Annotated in this window: 17 protein-coding genes; 7 read left to right on the top strand and 10 right to left on the bottom strand. The window is 38.8% G+C overall.

Annotation, left to right across the window (positions count from 1 at the left end):
* The first annotated feature begins 1 nt into the window (after nucleotide 1).
* Nucleotides 2–1,360 (top strand): LIMLP_03685 family anti-sigma factor, encoded by a 1,359-nt coding sequence (gene rsx, locus EHO65_RS15775; protein WP_135775518.1) that lies wholly within the window; start codon nucleotides 2–4, stop codon nucleotides 1,358–1,360.
* A gap of 6 nt (nucleotides 1,361–1,366) precedes the next feature.
* On the opposite strand, the gene EHO65_RS15770 is transcribed toward rsx, so the two are convergent.
* Together EHO65_RS15770 and EHO65_RS15765 are read right to left on the bottom strand one after the other, a co-directional pair.
* On the bottom strand, nucleotides 1,367–2,050 hold the full coding sequence (locus EHO65_RS15770; RefSeq protein ID WP_135775517.1) for a YwaF family protein: 684 nt from the start codon (nucleotides 2,048–2,050) through the stop codon (nucleotides 1,367–1,369).
* A 45-nt stretch (nucleotides 2,051–2,095) separates the two neighbouring features.
* The gene (locus EHO65_RS15765; protein WP_135775516.1) at nucleotides 2,096–2,920 is read right to left on the bottom strand and encodes an acyl-CoA thioesterase; all 825 of its coding nucleotides are present in this window, start codon (nucleotides 2,918–2,920) and stop codon (nucleotides 2,096–2,098) included.
* Nucleotides 2,921–3,020: 100 nt separating this feature from the next.
* Here EHO65_RS15765 and EHO65_RS15760 point away from each other — a divergent pair, with 100 nt between their 5' ends.
* Nucleotides 3,021–3,617, top strand: a complete 597-nt coding sequence (locus EHO65_RS15760; protein ID WP_135775515.1) for a TetR/AcrR family transcriptional regulator — start codon at nucleotides 3,021–3,023, stop codon at nucleotides 3,615–3,617.
* A gap of 20 nt (nucleotides 3,618–3,637) precedes the next feature.
* Here EHO65_RS15760 and EHO65_RS15755 read toward each other — a convergent pair whose 3' ends face one another.
* The 6 genes from EHO65_RS15755 to lsa26 all read right to left on the bottom strand — a co-directional run bounded on the left by EHO65_RS15755 (nucleotide 3,638) and on the right by lsa26 (nucleotide 7,828).
* Nucleotides 3,638–4,234, bottom strand: a complete 597-nt coding sequence (locus tag EHO65_RS15755) for a hypothetical protein (protein WP_135775514.1) — start codon at nucleotides 4,232–4,234, stop codon at nucleotides 3,638–3,640.
* 77 nt (nucleotides 4,235–4,311) lie between these two features.
* Nucleotides 4,312–4,968 carry an SAP domain-containing protein gene (locus EHO65_RS15750; RefSeq protein ID WP_135775513.1) on the bottom strand — a complete coding sequence of 219 codons (657 nt, stop codon included), beginning with the start codon at nucleotides 4,966–4,968 and terminating at the stop codon, nucleotides 4,312–4,314.
* Nucleotides 4,965–5,552 carry a DNA-3-methyladenine glycosylase I gene (locus tag EHO65_RS15745; protein ID WP_135775512.1) on the bottom strand — a complete coding sequence of 196 codons (588 nt, stop codon included), beginning with the start codon at nucleotides 5,550–5,552 and terminating at the stop codon, nucleotides 4,965–4,967. Before EHO65_RS15745 ends, EHO65_RS15750 begins: the two co-directional genes overlap by 4 nt.
* Nucleotides 5,553–5,665: 113 nt before the next feature.
* The gene (locus tag EHO65_RS15740) at nucleotides 5,666–6,415 is read right to left on the bottom strand and encodes a glucose 1-dehydrogenase (RefSeq protein ID WP_135775511.1); all 750 of its coding nucleotides are present in this window, start codon (nucleotides 6,413–6,415) and stop codon (nucleotides 5,666–5,668) included.
* Nucleotides 6,416–6,469: 54 nt separating this feature from the next.
* Nucleotides 6,470–6,898, bottom strand: a complete 429-nt coding sequence (locus EHO65_RS15735; protein ID WP_135775510.1) for a MarR family winged helix-turn-helix transcriptional regulator — start codon at nucleotides 6,896–6,898, stop codon at nucleotides 6,470–6,472.
* Nucleotides 6,899–7,036: 138 nt separating this feature from the next.
* Nucleotides 7,037–7,828 carry a surface adhesion protein Lsa26 gene (gene lsa26, locus EHO65_RS15730; protein WP_135775509.1) on the bottom strand — a complete coding sequence of 264 codons (792 nt, stop codon included), beginning with the start codon at nucleotides 7,826–7,828 and terminating at the stop codon, nucleotides 7,037–7,039.
* Nucleotides 7,829–8,361: 533 nt separating this feature from the next.
* On the opposite strand from lsa26, the gene EHO65_RS15725 reads away from it, so the two are divergent.
* The 5 genes from EHO65_RS15725 to EHO65_RS15705 all read left to right on the top strand — a co-directional run bounded on the left by EHO65_RS15725 (nucleotide 8,362) and on the right by EHO65_RS15705 (nucleotide 15,851).
* A complete protein-coding gene (locus EHO65_RS15725; protein ID WP_135775508.1) occupies nucleotides 8,362–11,241 on the top strand; it encodes a choice-of-anchor D domain-containing protein in 2,880 nt (959 codons plus the stop codon).
* A 14-nt stretch (nucleotides 11,242–11,255) separates the two neighbouring features.
* A complete protein-coding gene (locus tag EHO65_RS15720) occupies nucleotides 11,256–11,792 on the top strand; it encodes a hypothetical protein (protein WP_135775507.1) in 537 nt (178 codons plus the stop codon).
* Between the two features lie 359 nt (nucleotides 11,793–12,151).
* Nucleotides 12,152–13,573, top strand: a complete 1,422-nt coding sequence (locus EHO65_RS15715) for a choice-of-anchor D domain-containing protein (protein ID WP_244243550.1) — start codon at nucleotides 12,152–12,154, stop codon at nucleotides 13,571–13,573.
* 9 nt (nucleotides 13,574–13,582) lie between these two features.
* Nucleotides 13,583–15,505, top strand: a complete 1,923-nt coding sequence (locus EHO65_RS15710; RefSeq protein ID WP_135775505.1) for a S8 family serine peptidase — start codon at nucleotides 13,583–13,585, stop codon at nucleotides 15,503–15,505.
* The gene (locus EHO65_RS15705) at nucleotides 15,495–15,851 is read left to right on the top strand and encodes a hypothetical protein (protein ID WP_135775504.1); all 357 of its coding nucleotides are present in this window, start codon (nucleotides 15,495–15,497) and stop codon (nucleotides 15,849–15,851) included. The genes EHO65_RS15710 and EHO65_RS15705 overlap by 11 nt, the downstream gene beginning before the upstream one ends.
* A gap of 18 nt (nucleotides 15,852–15,869) precedes the next feature.
* Here EHO65_RS15705 and EHO65_RS15700 read toward each other — a convergent pair whose 3' ends face one another.
* Nucleotides 15,870–16,904: an alpha/beta hydrolase gene (locus tag EHO65_RS15700; protein ID WP_135775503.1), complete on the bottom strand. Its 1,035-nt coding sequence runs from the start codon at nucleotides 16,902–16,904 to the stop codon at nucleotides 15,870–15,872.
* Nucleotides 16,885–18,321, bottom strand: coding sequence for a flavin-containing monooxygenase (locus EHO65_RS15695; protein WP_135775502.1), 1,437 nt, complete (start codon nucleotides 18,319–18,321; stop codon nucleotides 16,885–16,887). Before EHO65_RS15695 ends, EHO65_RS15700 begins: the two co-directional genes overlap by 20 nt.
* Nucleotides 18,322–18,341 lie beyond the last annotated feature (20 nt).

Below are 18,341 nucleotides of genomic sequence, written 5' to 3'. Positions count from 1 at the left end.
GATGGCATTACATACCCAACAGTCAAATAGTTTCGAAGATCTGCTAGAGTTATATCTTTCCGAAGAGCTTGATGCTGCCGGGAAAAAACAACTTTTGGAAATCGTGTTAAGAGACCCTGAAAGAGCGGCGGAATATCGAAAGATTACTCAGATCCAATCGCAACTTAGGACTTCTGCTGCCTCTCTGGAGTTAAAAAACCTTTCTCCTAAGACTTCTTCTAAAAATATCATTCCTTTCCCTAAACCTGCAATCTATCTTGCAGCAGCAGCTCTGGTATTTGCATCTTTTGGAATATACTTCTATAAAAATTCTTCGATCAAAAAGGGAGAAGCCACTTTAGATAAGTTTACTTATTCCTATGGTGAATGTTCCATCGAAGGTAAAACTTCTCAAGCTGGAGAGGATGTATCCGGCAAAAGGATCGTATCAGGAAAATCTTCAATCTGTGACGTTCAATTAGAAGGGGAAAGGAGTGTCGCTGTTAGAGCCCTACCTAATACGGACTTCACCGCAGAACGTAAAGAAAATGCGATCCATGTTTCTCTAGGATACGGAACCGTTCTTCTTGATAGCCAAGGTCCGAAAGACGGCGAAAATATTTCCATTGGTTCTGATGATTTCAAATTAATCTTAGAAGGAACTAAGGTCTCGGTCAACAAAGAACGCGCAGATTCTTCTCTTTCTGTAAAAGTATTAGAAGGAAAAGTTAAATTAGAATCTGGTGATGCAATTTTCTTTGAGTCGGTCTCCAGTTGGTTAACCAAAGAAGAAATTGCTCTTCTTGCTAAAGAATATCCTATCTTATTCGATAAACAACAACTGACCATAGAATCGGGACAACAACTGGCATGGAAAGGATTCTCTCCTGCGAGAATGAAAGGTCTTAAAAGGATCGAAGATTCGATTAAGGCTAGTAAGAAGTCCCAACCTAGCGCTCAACTAGACGAAACTTTAATCAAGAGTCTAAAACCTCATGTGGATTCTCTTCCTAAGGATCCGTTCTTGATCTCTCCAAAAGAACTTAAGAATTCTCTTAAAAAAATACTTCCGGATGAAAAAGCGGATCTGGAAAGAAAGTTCGCGAGTATGGTCCGTTTCCCTCCGAAAGACCTGAAAGAAAGAGAACAACTGATGGAGTTAGTTAAGAAGGTGGATAAGGCATCCATTACGGATATCTTAAATAGCAAAGGTCCAGGTGCTTCTCAAGAAATCTCCCAAGAAGTCCGCATTCTTTATCTAAAAGACGGATCTATGGAAAGAGGGATTATCTACCAGCAGGATAGTTTCTACGTAGTATTAAGACCGGACGGAAACTTGATCATTCCTGTGGATGCTGTAGAAAAAATAGAATCAGAGTAATACTCGTCAATCACTCGCATTTTTCTTCCAGAAAGGAAGATATAATAGAGTAAATACGATCATTCCGAGTACCTGCATCCAAATAATATAAATAGGCCAAGGACCTAAATAATCCATTAGAGAACCTGCTGCGGATTTTTCTCTCATATATCCGTAGTTTGCATCTAAGGCAAAATCTATAAGCAAAGCGGCTACAACGTAAATCTGGCTATATAGAACGGATCGAATTACTGCTCCTTTTCTAGGAGTTAACTCCAAACCAAATACAACATAAAGAGCGGAGATCACCAAACCTGAATGTGCAATGAAGAATATAAAAAAGTAAATATGAGGAAAGGTAACAGATAGATCCGGAGTGATGACCCCTTGTATAGACCCCGCAATCACCCAGAAATAAGAAAGTTCTGCAAGGGTCCTATTTCGAGTAAATAAAGCCAGAGAAGTTACGATCGCTGACCAATTACAGAACTCCATAGGCAAATCATAGCGGATCTGCCAATAACCGGAATTAATCCTGTATATTACATAAACTAGATAGTTTAAAAGAAGAATGATCCCGAGAACGTATCCAATCGTATTTTTGATTTTAGAAGAAGCGATTCTTTTGCTGAAATAAGGTAGTCCGAATCCTAGAAATGCAGTAAGAAATAGTATAATAAAATGGAGAGGGCCCCAATGTTCAAATCTCATCGAAGTTACCCTCTCCTTACGTTAGTGAAATTTCAATTCATAAATTCAGTCAAAGAGAGGAGTATTTTTCACGCTAAAGATCATTTTCATTTCCTCTTCTGTGAATTGATGAGGTCTTTTCCTTTTTAGATCCATAAAGAGCCCATGCACTACAGAAGTAAGGATCAATTTTTTGGTTTTTTTAGAGAATACATCATGTCGGAAAGCCAACCGATTCTTCTCCGCCTTTTGATAAACCGTAACGATCACAAAATCATCCGGAAAACCCATAGAATCGAAATAATTCAATTCTGCTTTGTAAACCACTGGGCCGATCCCTTTCGCTTGTAATGAATGTAAATCCAATCCACATTGGTAGGAAGAACGGATCCTCGCATCGTCCAGATAATATTGGATAGTATCTAGATTTACCTTACCTTCTGGATTCATCTCTGCCCAGCCTACGCTGATTGGATGATAGAATGCATAGGGATAATTTTCTTCGGAATAGAAGACTTCTTCCGTATCATCGAAAAGACTTAATACAAATCTTGCCTTACATACTAATAATGAATCGGAGGCACGAAAAATTTCCTGCACAATCTCTGTAGATTCAGGATCGGAGTGAAGGATGTCCGTAGTAATGACTGCATCTTCCGGATATTTTAACTCTGCTTTGTATTCTATTTCACATTGGCGGACAATTAAGCGGTCTGAACTTAGGATTGTCTCCCCTTCCTCTTTTAAAAGCTGGAAGGTTTTGATCCTTGCTTCTTCAAAATAACTTTGATAGGTCCCGTTGTTTACATGTCCGTTTACATCTATATCAGATTTACGGACAGGAACGGCAAAGGATGTAATAATCTTATCCGTTTTTTCCATGAGCCTCATAAAAAGCCTCCGGTAGACAAAGTGGTCTACTCGATAAGTCCAGGATAAATTGTGGTAGACAGATCAGTCTACCACAATTATAATCAAAGTTGAAAAAAAGATGAAAATCCAAAAGGACTTAATTCGGTCGGAAGACCCTGCAAAAGAAAGGATCCTAAAGGCAGCCTTCAAATTATTTTATTCCAAGGGCTATCCCAACACGGGAATAAACGAAATTTTGGAAGAAGCGGGAGCCTTTAAGAAGAGCTTGTACATCCATTTTCCTTCCAAAAAGGATCTGGGTAAGGCTTATCTTTTGGAACAAGAAGAAGCAATATTAGGATTTGTTAAAAGGATCGCTAAGAGAGAAAAAAAATATTCGGACTTTATCAAATCTTGGATGAAGATGTTAAGAAGAGGTTTGAAAAACACTTATATCTACGGTTGTCCTTACGCGAATTTATCCAACCAAACGCATGATGAACCCGAGATATCGGATTTTGTAAAGGTTGCATTGAGTCGGTGGGTCCAAGATTTCGAAAATTGTTTAAAAGAAATTACTTGGAGTTCTAAAAAGGTAAAAACCGAATCCGAGTTAAAAGAAATCTCGGAAAGTATTCTTTTTTATTACCAAGGCGCGTTACAGTTATATGGAATGTCCGGTGATTTCAAACATATCCATCGATTGGAAAAAGCACTTTTGTCTTTAGACAAATAATATTATATTTTCAAAATATATTAATCCCAAATAGAATTAGAACATTCTATTAGATCTCCCGCGAAATAATGAGGGAAAGAATAAGCCAATTTTCCGGTGATTGGGTTTAAATCTTTATAAGAAACGGAATCTATTCTTAAAGTATCTGATTCATCTCTGTAAATTTTGAATTTCAGATGAAGTTTAAATTTGTCTTTTCCAAATTTGAAATTCGTATTATTTTTACATGATTTAAAACAGCTATCGAATACTTCTTCCGCGTTTTGATTAGAGCGGAGAGTGAGCGATTGTTCCTTACAATTGAAAGAACATTCGTCCGGATCGGCAGGCTCATACGGAAATTCGATCAGTACGTCTTTATTTCCTTCGGTCTTATAAGATCCATGTATAATTGGTACTAATTCTCCCGGTCTACTACTTCTCATTATTGCACCGGAAGGAGGGCTGAGTATCAATTCTAAACCGCTGATCTCTAAATATAGTTTGGAATCAATTTTAGGGAAATTTTTTTCCCAATTTAAACATACCGTTCTATTTTGCGATTGAGCCCCTAAGAAAAAAGGAAAACTAATCGCGAAACAGATTAGAATAGAGAATGAGAATAACTTAACTTTCATTTGTTTAGAATAATATTTTATAATGAGTTAGGATACTCTACCAGCAGAAAAACCTGATTTTCATTACAGATTTAGCATTACTTATTACTCTTTTCTTCCAGTTTTTGGATCTCTTTCGCAAATTCTTTTAAAAGGGAAGGATCGAATTTTTTACTGCCAGGCCGGTCCCGAACCTTCCCCCATAAAAAAGCAGCAATATTCAGTTTGTACTTAAGCGGAGAAGTTTTCGGATCAGAATGAAAATCTTTTACGAAACGATTCCATCTCAGGACACGATCGTCGGCTCGTTCTTCCTTGGGAGGGTTTTCATAGACCTTTAAAAGATCTTGGACGTTGAGTTTTAAATTCCCGATCTTCTCCGCATCTCGAACTGCTTCTGCCATTGCTTTTGTAAAACTGAATTTTTTGAGATCATAATACTTTCTGCAGAATTCCCTAAATTTAGAATCAAATCGAATTCCTTCTGGGATAATTTTAGATCTAAGAGTAATCTCTTTTTCACTTTTAGCTTTTCTACGAACGGATATTTGGTTTTTAGAAGAGTTTTCTTTTTTAATAAATTTCTCTCTACCTAACGTAATATACGATTTTAATCTTTCTTCTAATTCCGCTTTAGCACCTTTGGAAGAGATCTCTAAGTTCAGACAGATTTTTTGTAATTCTTCTCTGTACCAATAATAGGATTCGAATTCCGAGATTGTTTTAATTTTTTCGAAAGAGGGGCGAGGTTTCATTTCTGGATTGTTGATCTTCTTTTCTTTTTAGAATTCCAAGCAGGTTTGGACTTTAGTGCTTTTTTGTAAATGGGACAACCTGGTCCATGAGCACCTTCTAAATAACCTGTGCTCATTAAAAATTCATTCACTATCTCTCCGCCAACGAATACAAAAGTTTTTTTGAATAGTTTGGTCCATTCCTCCAATGATTTGGGATGATGAGAATGTAGCCAATTTTGGAAACTTCCGAATTCTTTCTGGAGACATATGATCACATTCGCATTATGAATGGCTGCGTTTATCTTAAGTCTGTTCCGGATGATACCCGCATCGTTCATAAGTCGCTCAAAATCCTTTTCAGAAAACTTTGAGATCTTTTTGATTGAGAAATCTTTATATGCTTTACGGAAGTTTTCTTTTTTCCGTAAGATCGTGGTCCAAGACAGGCCGGCCTGATTGATCTCTAAAATAAGTCTACCGAATAGCTCGTCGTCTGATTTTAAGGTAAAACCGTATTCGGTATCATGATAGATTTTGTTTTCAGGATCTTTGTCCTTCTCTAACGAGAGAACATAATGACAATATTTTGTGAGAGAATTCATAAGATAAGAAGAAGGGATCTTAAGAATTAAGTCGCTTCTTACAAAAGAACAGGCAAGAAATTTTTTGGATACTTCTCTTACCTGTTCATAAAACTTATAATTAAGTATTCGGTCTAAAAACCGATCAACATTCCCCCATCCACTCTAAGAGTTGCTCCCGTAATCCAATCCGCTTCCTCGGAAGAAAGAAAGGCAACAGCAGATGCAACTGCTTCTTCCGGATTTCTTTTGATCTTCAAGGGAATAGAATCCAAGATAGAATTTCTAATTTCTTCCGGAACATGTTCGGCAAATCGGTTGTTGATAAAACCGGAGGCAACACAGTTCACGGTGATATTTCTAGAAGCAAGTTCTCTGGCTGCAGATTTTGTAAGAGCAAATAGCCCAGCTTTTGCAGAAGAATAATTTGCCTGCCCCGCATTGCCATAAAATCCGGAAACTGATCCGATGTTTACGATCCTACCCGAACTTTTCTTTAGCATAAACTTTGCCGCAATTTGTATACCGAAGAAGGCAGCTTTTAAATTTACTGAATGTACCTTCTCCCATTTTTCTTCAGACATTCTTAAGAGAAGATCATCTTGAACTATTCCGGCATTATTGATCCAAATATCCAAGTTCCCTGTTTTCTCAATTGCGAATTCCGCCAATTCCTTGTTTTGGTTTTTAGAAGTAACATCGCAGGTTTTCCAAAACACTCCTTCCGGATTGAGTTTTGCCAATTCGTCTGCTGCTTCCTTACAATTGGAATCCTCTAGGTCCGAAAGAATGATATTGGCCCCTCTTTCCAAAAACATCTTTGCGATCGTTTTCCCAATTCCTCTGGCCGATCCTGTAATTACCGCAGTTTTACCTTCTAACATAATCGTTCTCCTATTTATTTCGATATCGAAATATTAATTCAAAAAAAATTTACATCATAGATCGAAATTCGAATGGATCTTAGTTAAAATTCGCATGAATTCTTCTTTTTCCCCTTGCTCCAAATTCTGACTGAGTTTTGTGAGCGTCGCCTTTGAGGCTCTTTGTACTTTCTCCAGAGTTTGTTTTCCTTTCTCAGTTAATTCTGCAGAAGTTACTCTTTCGTCTTCGTAAGGTTTGGATCTTTTAATATAGCCAAATTCTTCCATCTTATCCAAAAGGGCGGTTACTGTAGAATTGGTCCTGTCCAGTAGCTTGGCTAATTCACTCATTGTAAGAGGACCTTCTTTACCCAATACAAAAAGTACACCTCCGTGAGCAGGGACCAAATCTTTGATACCTTGTTTTAGGAATTCTTCGGACAAATGTTTTTGGATCCGATCCCTGGTCCTGGATAATAGATGAATTACATATTCAGGCTTCATTTATTTAGACATCGAAATAGTTGATAAGTTTTGTCAAGTCGGAAAATTTTCGGAAAGAAGAACTAAATTGGGACATTTTTCATTTGGGAGTCGAAGCTCCGGTAGAATTAACGGATGCTAAATCTTATTTAACCAATTTTATTTTTTAGGTCTTTCCTGAGATCCTGCAGGTTCTCTGAAATTGATCTCGAATATATCATAATGTGATTCTCTGACACCCGTTACGTATGCCACAGAGACACCTAGATAATATTTGCCTGTATACTTCATAGCCTTCCAGGCGAATTCGGCCATTTCTTCGGAAGTGATTGAAAATGGATGTATCCTTCCCCTAGACTCATCCATATAAAGGCCTTCATAAGTTCCTACAACTGTACCTTTGTATTCTAAACTTACGATCCTTCCCGTTACTGAGAAGTTTCTTTTTCCACCTGTCTTATTGGTCGCCATCTTTTCGATCGGATGAGAAGTATCATGAGCTTGGACCCATACGGTAATCCTTCCGCTTGGATCTTTCACAGGAGTACTATGAGGTATTATGTTTTCTTGATATTGTGCGTTGACAACTTCTATGCTACTAGAAAGTGCAATAGGTTGGATCCTGTGGATATTGAATTGAACCAATATCGTTTGGTTCAGATTTTTCATCAAAAAATTCACTACGTCAGCGTTTTCAGGACGAACACTAATATTCGCCTTTTTTCGCACAGGCATGTAACATTCGTCTCTGGTTTCATCACATTCTTCCGCTGGATCGAATGTTAAGACTTCTATCACGCCTTCATAGGACTCGTATACAATCCCTCGGCTCTCGAATTGGGTCAGTTTAGCAATTGTCCAGCCCTCTGAATAGGTTCCCAAGGCAAACGCAGGTGTTTGGGACAATAAGACCGAAATATAGAGGAAGACGGAATATTTTCTGAGGGTCATAAATCTCTATTGGACGAGGTTTTTGGGCTCTTACTACTTATCGGCATTCTTAGATCCTTGGATCCAAGTATTTTCCCTTTATAAGCCGATCCAAAGCAAAATATCGAAATTTTTTCTTTCCAATTTATCACAATCTGGTTTCAAAACTGCCTTTATTTACGGTTTTCGGGGAGAAGTTCTCGTAGATGAGATGGACTTTCCTAGCATTTCAAATCACTAAATACCGCGATCTTTCGATGGAACGATTCTTATTCTTCCAACAACGTTATCCGACACAGTATTGGCTCTTATCCAATTTGAGGTATAGTTCTTTGAGGTAAATCATCGAAAGCGAGAATAACTTTTCGTATACTAAAATTTTTTTGATAAAAATAGTCGGTAAAACAAGTCCAACTGCACATTTTTGCGAATTTTTTGGGAACCTTTGTCTGAGTTGTATACAGTTTTGGCTAACGTAGGATGAAGGCATTTCCATCCCATCTTGGGCTTGGTGCTTAATAAAATTGGAAACAGAGAGGTCGAAAAGTTCCGATATGAAACGGTCTACGACATTTTTTCTCAAGAGTATCCTAACTCTTGTTATTCTTTTCTCCTTTGTAAATTGTCCGAAGGGTGGAGGAAAGGGGCCTTTGCTTTTGCCGCCTGGTGAAACTGCAGAAACTCCTAGTCCAGATCCCACCATTCGAGTTTATAGAGGAAGTGGTACAGTAACTTCGGTCCCAGATAGTTCTACCGAAAATTTAGGAAGTGTAAAAATTACGGAAAGTAGTACTGCCCGAGTTTTTACGATCCAAAATAACGGTGAGTTAGCTTTAAATCTAACAAGCACTCCTATCGTTGCGAAAACGGGAGCAGAAGCTGCACAATTTACTGTGGATCAGTCGGGTACTGATAATGTTTTGGATCCTGGAGAAACTACTGAGTTCACTGTAACTTTTTCTCCATCTGGATCAACCGGCACTAAATCGGCTCAGTTGCAAATAGCATCTAATGATCCGAATACACCTACATTTATTTTGAATTTGAGTGGTACTGCAAATCCTGCACCTGCACCTGATATCCAAGTAAAAAGGGGATCTACTACTTTTACCAGCGGATCTAGCGTTCATACTTTTACAAGTGTTCAAGAGAATACGTCGGGAACTGCAGTATCTTTTACGATTAACAATATCGGGGATGCTACTTTAAATTTAAGTACGATTACTTTAACTGGAGCAAATTCGAATCAGTATAGCTTAGATGTAACCGGAACAAGCAGCACCGTTGCAGCTTCTGGATCTACAACATTCTCAGTTACATTCGCCCCTACTTCTACCGGAACTAAAACTGCTACGATTACTATCCCAAGTGATGATGCAGGAACTCCAAATTATACTTTCGGTCTTTCCGGAACCGCAACTCCAACACCTGTTCCTGAAATAAATGTTCAGAGAGTCACCGGTTCTGTAAATATTGCTGATGGAAGTGGATCTTTCGACTTCGGAAGCCAAGTAGAGAATGTTGCCGGTTCTGCAGTCCAATTCAGGATCCAGAACTTAGGAACTGCCTCTTTAAGCTTGTCCGGAACTCCGATCGTTGACATCACCGGAACAAATTCAGATCAGTTTGAAGTTACTGTGCAACCTAGCAGCACAAGTGTAGCTAGCTCTGGAAATGCTACCTTCTCGGTTCGATTTGTTCCAACTTCTACCGGTGCAAAAACTGCTTCTATTTCGATAGCGAATGACGATTCAGACGAGAATCCGTATAACTTTACAATCACAGGTACTGGAACTCCAACACCTGTTCCGGAAATTAATTTGAAGCAAGCTTCTACAAGTATCGCAAGTTCTGGAACTTATTCAGGTATTTCTGATACAAGAATTGGAACAACCAGTTCAACTACTACGTTTACGGTAGAAAACACTGGAACTGCAACTTTGAATTTGACCGGTAGCCCACGCGTAGTTGTGGGAGGAACTGATTCTTCTCTGTTTAGTGTTGCTTCTCAACCTTCTGCTACTGTTTCAGCAAGTGGAACATCTACTTTCACAGTTACATTCTCTCCTACTTCAATAGGAACGAAGAATGCAACTTTAACGATCGCAAATAATGATTCGGATGAAAGTAGTTATGTGATCAATTTGTCTGCGAACGGAGTCGAGCCAAGCGCTCCTTGTTTCGATATTAGTACAGGAACAAAAGTCTCCAATGACGCAACTTTCGGAAGTATTTTTGAAAGTTCAAATATTTCACTGACTACAGGAACAGCCTTCCCGACAGCTCTATTCTATGCTGATCAAGCAAGTGCCGGATCTAGTAGTTTGATGTATGCGTACTACTATGCAACTGCTGCAGAAAGCACAGGTTTTTATGGTAGAGATGGAATTGGAACAACAGCGATAAGCGGTATGTGGCCTTATGGTCGAAATACTTCTGAATTCTTATATAAAGAATTCGGATCAGGTTCTCTATCATTCTCACCAAGTACTAGTGTAACAGCGTTAGTTGCTCTGGACTCGTTTACAAGTTTTGCAACTGCAAACGCGAGTTATAAAGTAGTCCGTAGCTGTAGTCCTTCTCTACTGGAAGAGCAATCCTTCACTTCCACTACTGGAACTACAAGTTCAAGCGGGCTTTCTAAAGTTTGGACATATCGTAAGAAGATGAAAGTAAACTTGATCTTCGTTCAAGGAACTTACCCAACTTATACAGTTGCGGGAGTTCAAGAAGCCGTAGACAGAATGACTACGATATATGGGCAGAATTCGGTTAAGATAGATCTGCAATTCTCTGCAACTTCTATCAGTGCAGCTGAATTCCAGGATATATCTGATCTGAGTGATGATACTGGAACTGTATCTGGGTCTCTCACCAAACTTTATGTTTCTAACCCTGGAAGTGCGCAAGCGGCGGACAGTCTAAATATCTATATCACTGCAAGTGAAAGTGAAGTAGGTGGAGTATTAGGTATTGCATCTGGAATTCCTGGTCTTCCTGGCGTGACTGGAACGAAGAAAGCCGGTATGATCGTATTCTTGGAGGCGCATAGAACTTCTGGAACAGCAGGATCAACCCTTTCTGCAGGAGATCTAACGTTTATGGGAGATACTATTGCTCACGAAGCCGGGCATTTCCTTGGATTGTTCCACACAAATGAAAGAGGTGGATATGATAGTTCCGTTGTTTCTTCGGTAGCCAATTGGCCGTTCGGAGTTTACAATAAGGATGCTATGTCCGACACTCCATTCTGTAGCAAGTCGAATGATTCAAATACAGATGGAATGGTATCTATCAGTGAGTGTAGCGGTACTGGTTTCACTAATTCCGGAGCATCAAATCTAATGTTCTGGGCAGGGGACGGAGTTACATCTCAGACACAACTTACAGGCGAACAAGGTTGGCTATTGCGGCTTAACCCGTTGGCTTATTAATAGAGGAAAAAGAGATGAAGTTAAAATCATTATTCATGATCGGATTGGTAGCCTTAGGGCTGCCAGTCTCTGCACAAAACTTGGATACCAATGTATATTCTAAAATTAAGGAATCCTTAATTTTAACCAGGCATTCAAGCAGTGTAGATTTGAAAGCGAGTATAGATCGAATTTCGAGTAATCCTGTTCCGTATTTGGTCGCGATCTCGCAAGAATCTGGAGTTAGAATTTACGTAAAAGAAAAGGCAATCTATCTTTTGAAAGATTATCAAACAGATGAGTCTGCTAATTTTTTAAAAAGTAGAATAGAACAAGATAATTTACATCCTTCTTTGCGTAAATTTGCTGTGAAAGGTTATACCGACGGATTTTATACAAGTGATCCGTTAAAAGTAGAAACGTTTTTAAAAAAGTTTCAATCTGATAAGAAGATAGGAACTACTGTTGTTAAATCTTTGCAAAAAGTACGTTTCGAAAACTTTAGAAAGACTAGCCAACCTACTGAGGTTGATATAGAAAATCTAAGAAAGAATAAACCGATCAAAAAGTAAGATTCGTTTTACTCGAATGAAAAAGGGCCGCATTATGCGGCTCTTTTTTTATTAAGAACCATAAAGAGTCTGATTTTTCTCTTATAAGTTCCCTTTTTTCACTAATTTTTAGAATTATTCTGCCAATTCTTCCTGATCCTAAGATCGTATTTTTCTGGACGTACATTTCCAAACAATTGGCAATAGAATGGGAGAAACATAGTCTCCATTTGTTTATAATATCATAACTTATATTGGATTTCTTGTGGGAATTCCAACAAAGTAGGGATTCGAGATTGATTACGGGTTTTTATCGTTTTATTTTATGTGTTTTGGTGGGGATTCTTCCTCAATTGAATTGTGGAGGAGGTGGAGGCGGAATGAAATTATTTCCAATTTCTTCTTCTTCCGGTATCAAGGGCTTGCATGTCTCCGATTCGGCAGGCAATAGATATTCTTCTGGTTCTACACTTTCCTTAGGTTCCGTTTTAATTAGTTCTTCATCTGCGAATACTTTGAAGGTTGAGAATGATGGAAATTTTACCGTTACTCTTACCGGTAATCCGGATGCGGTCTCTAAAAGTGGGGTCCATGCTTCTCAATATGTAATCGATTCACAGCCTTCGAGCACAAGTCTGGCAGATGGAGATTCTAGCTCATTTCAGATCAGTTTTCAACCTAACTCTGCCGGTGTAAAGTCGGCCTACCTGATTATTAATTCGGACGATCCGAATATTGGTACTTATATTCTTTATTTAAAAGGATCTGGCACCGAAGCACCTGCTCCTTCTATCCAGGTTTCCGAAGGCAGTTTTAATTTTATTCCGAATGCACAGACGAACTTTTACGCTACTTCTGGAGAGACTTCTTCTAAGGCCATTACAGTTAAAAATAGTGGAGATCAAGATTTAGTAATTTCTAATATTTCCTTAAGTGGACCGAATGCAGTTTTATTTAGTCAAACCGGTTCTCCGGTTACGATTTCTTCCAAAAAAACCTATACGTTTACGATTTCTTTCAGCCCAGGTTCCGTCGCTACATTTTCAGCTTCCCTATCAATCGATAGCAATGATCCGAATATTGCAAGTTATACCATTGGTCTTGCCGGAGTAGGAACTTCCGTAAGTGCGCCGCAAATTTCAGTAATGTATTCGGATAATAATAATATCTCTAGAGATATTACGAGTGGCACTGGATTTTCTTATTCTTTCGGAAGTGTTTTTCCCGGAGTAATATCTTCCAGCAAAACGATTACGATTCGTAATTTAGGAAATTCTAATTTAGATCTTTCAGGCACTCCAGTGGCTTCAAGCGGTTCAGATCCGGGGGAATTTATTGTAACCCAACCTTCTGTCACGAGTCTTTCTCCGAATTCTTCTGCTACCTTCTTGATCAAGTTTAACCCTACAAGTCTTGGCTCCAAGTCTGCTACTGTTACTTTAAGTACCAGCAATGGTAAAGGAGGAAGTCCCTCTAGTTCCGTTTTAGATGTTTCCGGAGCCGGGGGAAGAAGGGATATTATCGTAACCTGGGCACATTCTAAGGAACATGCAGTTCATATTGCCTCAGGTGCTTACAGAGTTTGTTATAAAAAAGGTTCTGATTTTAGTACAGAAGCCGAGGCTACCTGCGATCCGGATGTGATGTATGCAGGAGACCCTTATACTTCTAATTATAAAACGATTACAGTAAGTTCTTCGGGAACTTGGTATATTCGAGTGAAGTCCTTTTCCCAATTTAATCCAACTGGTTCGGTATTTTCCAAAGCGATCCAGGCAAAGGTAACATCTCCGGGTTATTAAGGAATTATCATGAAAAATAAAATATTAGTTTCTTTAGCGGTTTTCTTTTTCGCATCAATCGGTTATTTGTTTGCGGAGAAAGAAGATGATTCGATCCCAATCTTTTCTAAATTATTAAAACCTCTTTCCGGTATTAGTAATAAGGATAATACAAAAAAGAATGAGAAGAAACCATTTAGATCCTCGCAAGTAATCATAAAATTTAGAGAAAGAGCGGGAGATTCGGTTAAATCTTATGCAGTCGATACTTTCCAAGGAAAAGTTGTAAACAACTTAGACGATAGTGGAATCTCTCAGGTAGAACTTAGGGAAGGTCAATCTGTAGAAGAAGCAATTTCGGAATATTCTTCTCATCCTGATATTGAATATGTTCAGCCAAATTATATCTATCATGCGAATGTTGCTCCTACGGATACACTTTATTCTCAATTATGGGGACTGAACAATACAGGCCAAACGATTGCTACTGCTACTTATGCTCCTAGTAGTGGTCCTGCAAACAATCCGGGAACCAGCGGTGACGACATGAGAATGGAAAACGCTTGGGCTATCACGACTAATTGTTCTAATACTATCGTAGCGGTTGTTGATTCTGGGGTGAATTATAATCACCAAGATTTAAACGCAAATATGTGGAGCTCCAATTCTTGTGTTTCCGACAAGGGAGTGTCTTTAGGGACTTGTACAAACGGTTGGGATTATATAGGCAATGATTCAAATCCTATGGATTTGAATGGGCATGGTACTCATGTTGCAGGCACGATTGGAGCTGCAGCAGACGGAACAGGTACTGTTGGAGTTTGTTGGACTGCAAAGATTATGGCGGTCCGAGTTTTGGACCAATCCGGTTCCGGAGATACTGCCACCATTATTAAGGGAATCAATTTTGCAGTGAAGAACGGAGCGAAGGTTTTAAATTTGAGCTTAGGTGGTCCAAGCTATGATTCTGCAATGCGCTCTGCGATGGCTAGCGCCGGCCAAAAATACGATGCGTTGTTTGTGGTTGCAGCAGGAAATGAAAGCAATGATTTGAGCGTTAAGAATTCGTATCCTTGCGAATATGGTGACGCAAATATTCTTTGTGTAGCTGCCCTAGATCAGAAATTCCAATTAGCTAGCTTTTCAAACTATGATACTTCTAAAAAGAATGTGGATATCGGTGCTCCAGGTACAAATATCAGAAGTTCATGGGCAGGTTTAGAAGCTACTTCCAATCTTCCATTTACAAGTTGGTCTACTAGTGGCGGAAGCGGAACCAATTGGACTGCAACTACTTGTTTTAGTTTTCCAGTTTTATTATTATCGAATAGCTGTAATTTTGCATTCACTGGAGTTGGTGCCGGTTATTATGCGTATTCCTATTCACAAGCAGATGTAGCTTTTCCGATCAGTGTGAATGCAGATGCAGTAACTGCTGTAATGAGTTTATATTTAGATACGGAAGCAGGTTATGACGGTATTAATATTTACGCGAATGGAAATTCTTCTCTATACTATAATTCGAATGTTATTACTACTCTTTCCGGCGAAACGAATGGAAAACTAATTTCAAATTTAGAAATTCCAGCGCCTAATTGTGTAGGATCAACGAATTGCTACATAGGGCTTGAGTTTATTGCAGATCAAACTGTGAATCGTGCCGGGGTTGCTTTTACAGCATTTAGAGTGACTACATTAGATGTAGGAACTACTAATCAATACAATACGATCAACGGGACATCTATGGCAACTCCGCATGTAACCGGAATGGCTGCCCTATTGAGATCTTATAATCCGAAGTTTACTTACAAGGATACGATTACTGCGATTTTAGCAGGTGGAACTACAGTAAGCAATTTACAGTCCAATACAAAATCCGGAAAGGCTGCGAACGCAGACGGAGCGATGCGCAATTTAGAGGCACCTAAGGATCTAACGGTAGATGTACCTTAAATTTTTTCTCAAAGTATTAGTTGTACTATTTTCCTTAGTGACAGCTTTTACTTTTGTGAATGGCCAGGGTTTTCCAAAAAAAGAAGGTTCTGAAAAGAATAAGTATGTAAAGCCTGGTCGAGTCGTTCCGAATGAATATATTTTTAAGTTAAAATCGGGTATTCGTTCCGAACGAATCCGCGAATTGGTCCCAAATTCAGCCATAATAAGTATAGAAGAAATTACGGAAGATACTTACAAGGTAACTTATAAATCAGATCCTGGAATTGAACGCCTTAGATCAGTTTCAACCAAATCCGGTATTGTGGAATATGTACAACATAATCTGGTATACAAATCCAATTAAATTTAATATTATAAAAATTTAATTTTTATTCGCAAATCCGTTTTTAAGCCAGAATGCGATTCGGTCTAAAGCATTTTTAGCTTCAGGGACACTTCTTCCTAAATTGAAAAATCCATGGATCAAAGTGTCGTATGTTTTGATCTCAAGTTTTACTTTTGCTTTTTGAAGAAGGTCCGCATATGCGAGTCCTTCGTCCTGCAACGGGTCAAACCCTGCAATCAACAGGTAGGTTTTAGGTGTATGAGAAAAGTTCGTTTGTTGGAAGGGAGTAACTCTAGGGTCTTTCCAATCTTTTGAATTTGGCACACTATGATATTTGAAATAACGAAGTAAATCACGAGTGAGAGCGTATCCGTTTGCAAATTCTTCTACACTTTTTCTTTCTTGGATTAAATCGATCCAAGGATAGATAAGTATTTGGAATTGAGGAAGAGTGAATTTTTCTTTTTTTGCACGAGTAGAAATGGAGATAGCTAAATTTCCTCCAGCGGAATCCCCGGCTACCGCGATTCTTTTAGGATCAATTCCAAGTGATTTTCCATGTTCCCTTATCCATTTGTAAGCAGAATATGCATCCTCCCAAGAAGAAGGATAAGTATGTTCAGGCCCCAATCTATAATCGACTGCAAGTATTGCACGCCCTGACATTTTAGCTAAATATCTTAGAGGTGCATCATGGGATTCTAGATCTCCGATAACGAACCCGCCCCCATGAAAATAAAGCAAACAAGGTTCTAATTCTTTAGTTATATTAGAAGAATATAATCTGACCTTGATCCTCGGGCCGGTTCCGGGTATGGAAAAATTTTCGACTCTGGGAACTTCTTCTTTTTCCAGATCGAAAAGACCCATTATGTTTTTGAAAAGTTCTCTCGCTTTAGGAGGAGGAAGATTTTCAGGCTTCGGCTTTATTTTAGCTAAAACTAATGCGGTCCGGACCTTTTGATCTAAGGTCCTTCCCCTTTTGATATCTTTTCCGAAAACCCTGAGAACCGGATTTGGAAGAGAAAGTAAAACTCTTGCCGCTAAGGCCTCAAACTTTTGCCAGAGCACTTTTTTTCCTTGGTTCCGATTTTCCGTTAGAAGAGTTTTGTTTTCCGGAATGTTTATACTTTGCTTTGGATGGAACAGGTAATGTTTGTAAACTTTTAGAAGCTCTCTTTTTACCTGCTTTTAGTTCCTTCTGCATATAATATAAGAAGTCTTCGTAATCCACCTGCATTGTATGTCTTGCAGAAGACACATATCTTTTCTTCATTTTCTTTTCGTAATCTTGGATCTGCTTTTGCATTTCCGGAGCTGTAGGTAGGCTGTAATTTCCAGTAAGATACTCTGCTAGCCATTTTCCTTGGAACTCTGCAAGAGGCATGATCGCTCCAAGTGGTTGATACAATCCTACAAAGAATAAATTATTCAGATCCGGTTTGAAAGTCCTATGAAACAAAGGAAGATGATTATCGGGTGCTGAGATAAATTCAGGTTTGAAAAACGGAAACTTAACGTTATATCCAGTGCAATAGATGATCGCGTCGATCTCTTCCTCGGAGCCATCAGCAAACTTTACCTTGTTTCCATTATATTCTTGGATTACAGGTTTGTATTTGATATCTCCTCTTCCGAGTCTTACTAGGATATCTTGGGAAATGGTTGGATGTGCTTCTCCAGGTTTATGATCCGGTTTAGGAAGTCCGAAATCTTCCATTTTACCGACACCGATCTTTAACATTGTCCCAAAAAGAAATTGTTTTAACCAAAAGGGTGTTCCAGGAGGGAGTAGTTCAGTTTGTTTATCTAAAGGTTTTCCGAAAAGATAGTTCGGGATTACCCATGCTCCTCTTCTGGAACTTAAGAAAACTTTTTTTGCAACTCCCGGCCGGCTTAACTCCACGGAAATATCCATAGCGCTGTTTCCCATTCCGAGTACTACAACTCTTTTACCGGTCAATTGGATTGGATGTTCAGGATCTACATAGTCGTGAGAATGTATTATCTTTCCATTAAATTTACCGGGAAAGTCGGGTTCTGGCCAACGTGGAGACCAATGATGCCCATTAGCCACTATGACTGCGTCATAAAATATTTTTTCTCCCTTCTCACTGGTAACCAAATAAGTTCCGTCGTCTTGGGGTTCTATTTTTGCGACACCATTCTTAAATTTAATATGTTTACGAAGTCCGAAATGATCCACGTAATCCATAAAATATTTTTGGATAGGTTCATGATTAGGATAATCCGCATACCAATCCGGCATCGGATAATCTCTATATTCCATTCTATCTCTATGAGTGTTGATATGTAATGACTTGTAAATATTACTCAGACCATTGTCGTTTTTATATCTCCAGTTACCTCCTACATCGCTTCCTTTTTCGTAACAGTCGTAAGGGATTCCTTTGTCCTGCAATGATTTACAAACAGTGATTCCACTAGAGCCAGCGCCGATAACGCAGACTTTCGGTAACTCTTGCATATAGTTCTCCGATTTTTTTT

Source organism: Leptospira andrefontaineae, assembly GCF_004770105.1.
Lineage (GTDB): Bacteria > Spirochaetota > Leptospiria > Leptospirales > Leptospiraceae > Leptospira_B > Leptospira_B andrefontaineae.
The sequence above is the reverse complement of the archived record's forward strand: the minus strand, read 5'-3'. Positions and strand labels throughout refer to the sequence as shown.

Excerpts from the sequence above, each read along its gene's own strand:
- EHO65_RS15720 (WP_135775507.1), top strand. The coding sequence starts at position 11,256 with ATGAAGTTAAAATCATTATTCATGATCGGATTGGTAGCCTTAGGGCTG.
- EHO65_RS15760 (WP_135775515.1), top strand. The coding sequence starts at position 3,021 with ATGAAAATCCAAAAGGACTTAATTCGGTCGGAAGACCCTGCAAAAGAA.
- EHO65_RS15695 (WP_135775502.1), bottom strand. The coding sequence starts at position 18,321 with ATGCAAGAGTTACCGAAAGTCTGCGTTATCGGCGCTGGCTCTAGTGGA.
- EHO65_RS15715 (WP_244243550.1), top strand. The coding sequence starts at position 12,152 with ATGAAATTATTTCCAATTTCTTCTTCTTCCGGTATCAAGGGCTTGCAT.
- EHO65_RS15765 (WP_135775516.1), bottom strand. The coding sequence starts at position 2,920 with ATGAGGCTCATGGAAAAAACGGATAAGATTATTACATCCTTTGCCGTT.
- lsa26 (WP_135775509.1), bottom strand. The coding sequence starts at position 7,828 with ATGACCCTCAGAAAATATTCCGTCTTCCTCTATATTTCGGTCTTATTG.
- EHO65_RS15735 (WP_135775510.1), bottom strand. The coding sequence starts at position 6,898 with ATGAAGCCTGAATATGTAATTCATCTATTATCCAGGACCAGGGATCGG.
- EHO65_RS15745 (WP_135775512.1), bottom strand. The coding sequence starts at position 5,552 with ATGAATTCTCTCACAAAATATTGTCATTATGTTCTCTCGTTAGAGAAG.
- EHO65_RS15710 (WP_135775505.1), top strand. The coding sequence starts at position 13,583 with ATGAAAAATAAAATATTAGTTTCTTTAGCGGTTTTCTTTTTCGCATCA.
- EHO65_RS15740 (WP_135775511.1), bottom strand. The coding sequence starts at position 6,415 with ATGTTAGAAGGTAAAACTGCGGTAATTACAGGATCGGCCAGAGGAATT.
- EHO65_RS15750 (WP_135775513.1), bottom strand. The coding sequence starts at position 4,968 with ATGAAACCTCGCCCCTCTTTCGAAAAAATTAAAACAATCTCGGAATTC.
- EHO65_RS15705 (WP_135775504.1), top strand. The coding sequence starts at position 15,495 with ATGTACCTTAAATTTTTTCTCAAAGTATTAGTTGTACTATTTTCCTTA.
- EHO65_RS15725 (WP_135775508.1), top strand. The coding sequence starts at position 8,362 with ATGAAACGGTCTACGACATTTTTTCTCAAGAGTATCCTAACTCTTGTT.
- rsx (WP_135775518.1), top strand. The coding sequence starts at position 2 with ATGGCATTACATACCCAACAGTCAAATAGTTTCGAAGATCTGCTAGAG.
- EHO65_RS15755 (WP_135775514.1), bottom strand. The coding sequence starts at position 4,234 with ATGAAAGTTAAGTTATTCTCATTCTCTATTCTAATCTGTTTCGCGATT.
- EHO65_RS15770 (WP_135775517.1), bottom strand. The coding sequence starts at position 2,050 with ATGAGATTTGAACATTGGGGCCCTCTCCATTTTATTATACTATTTCTT.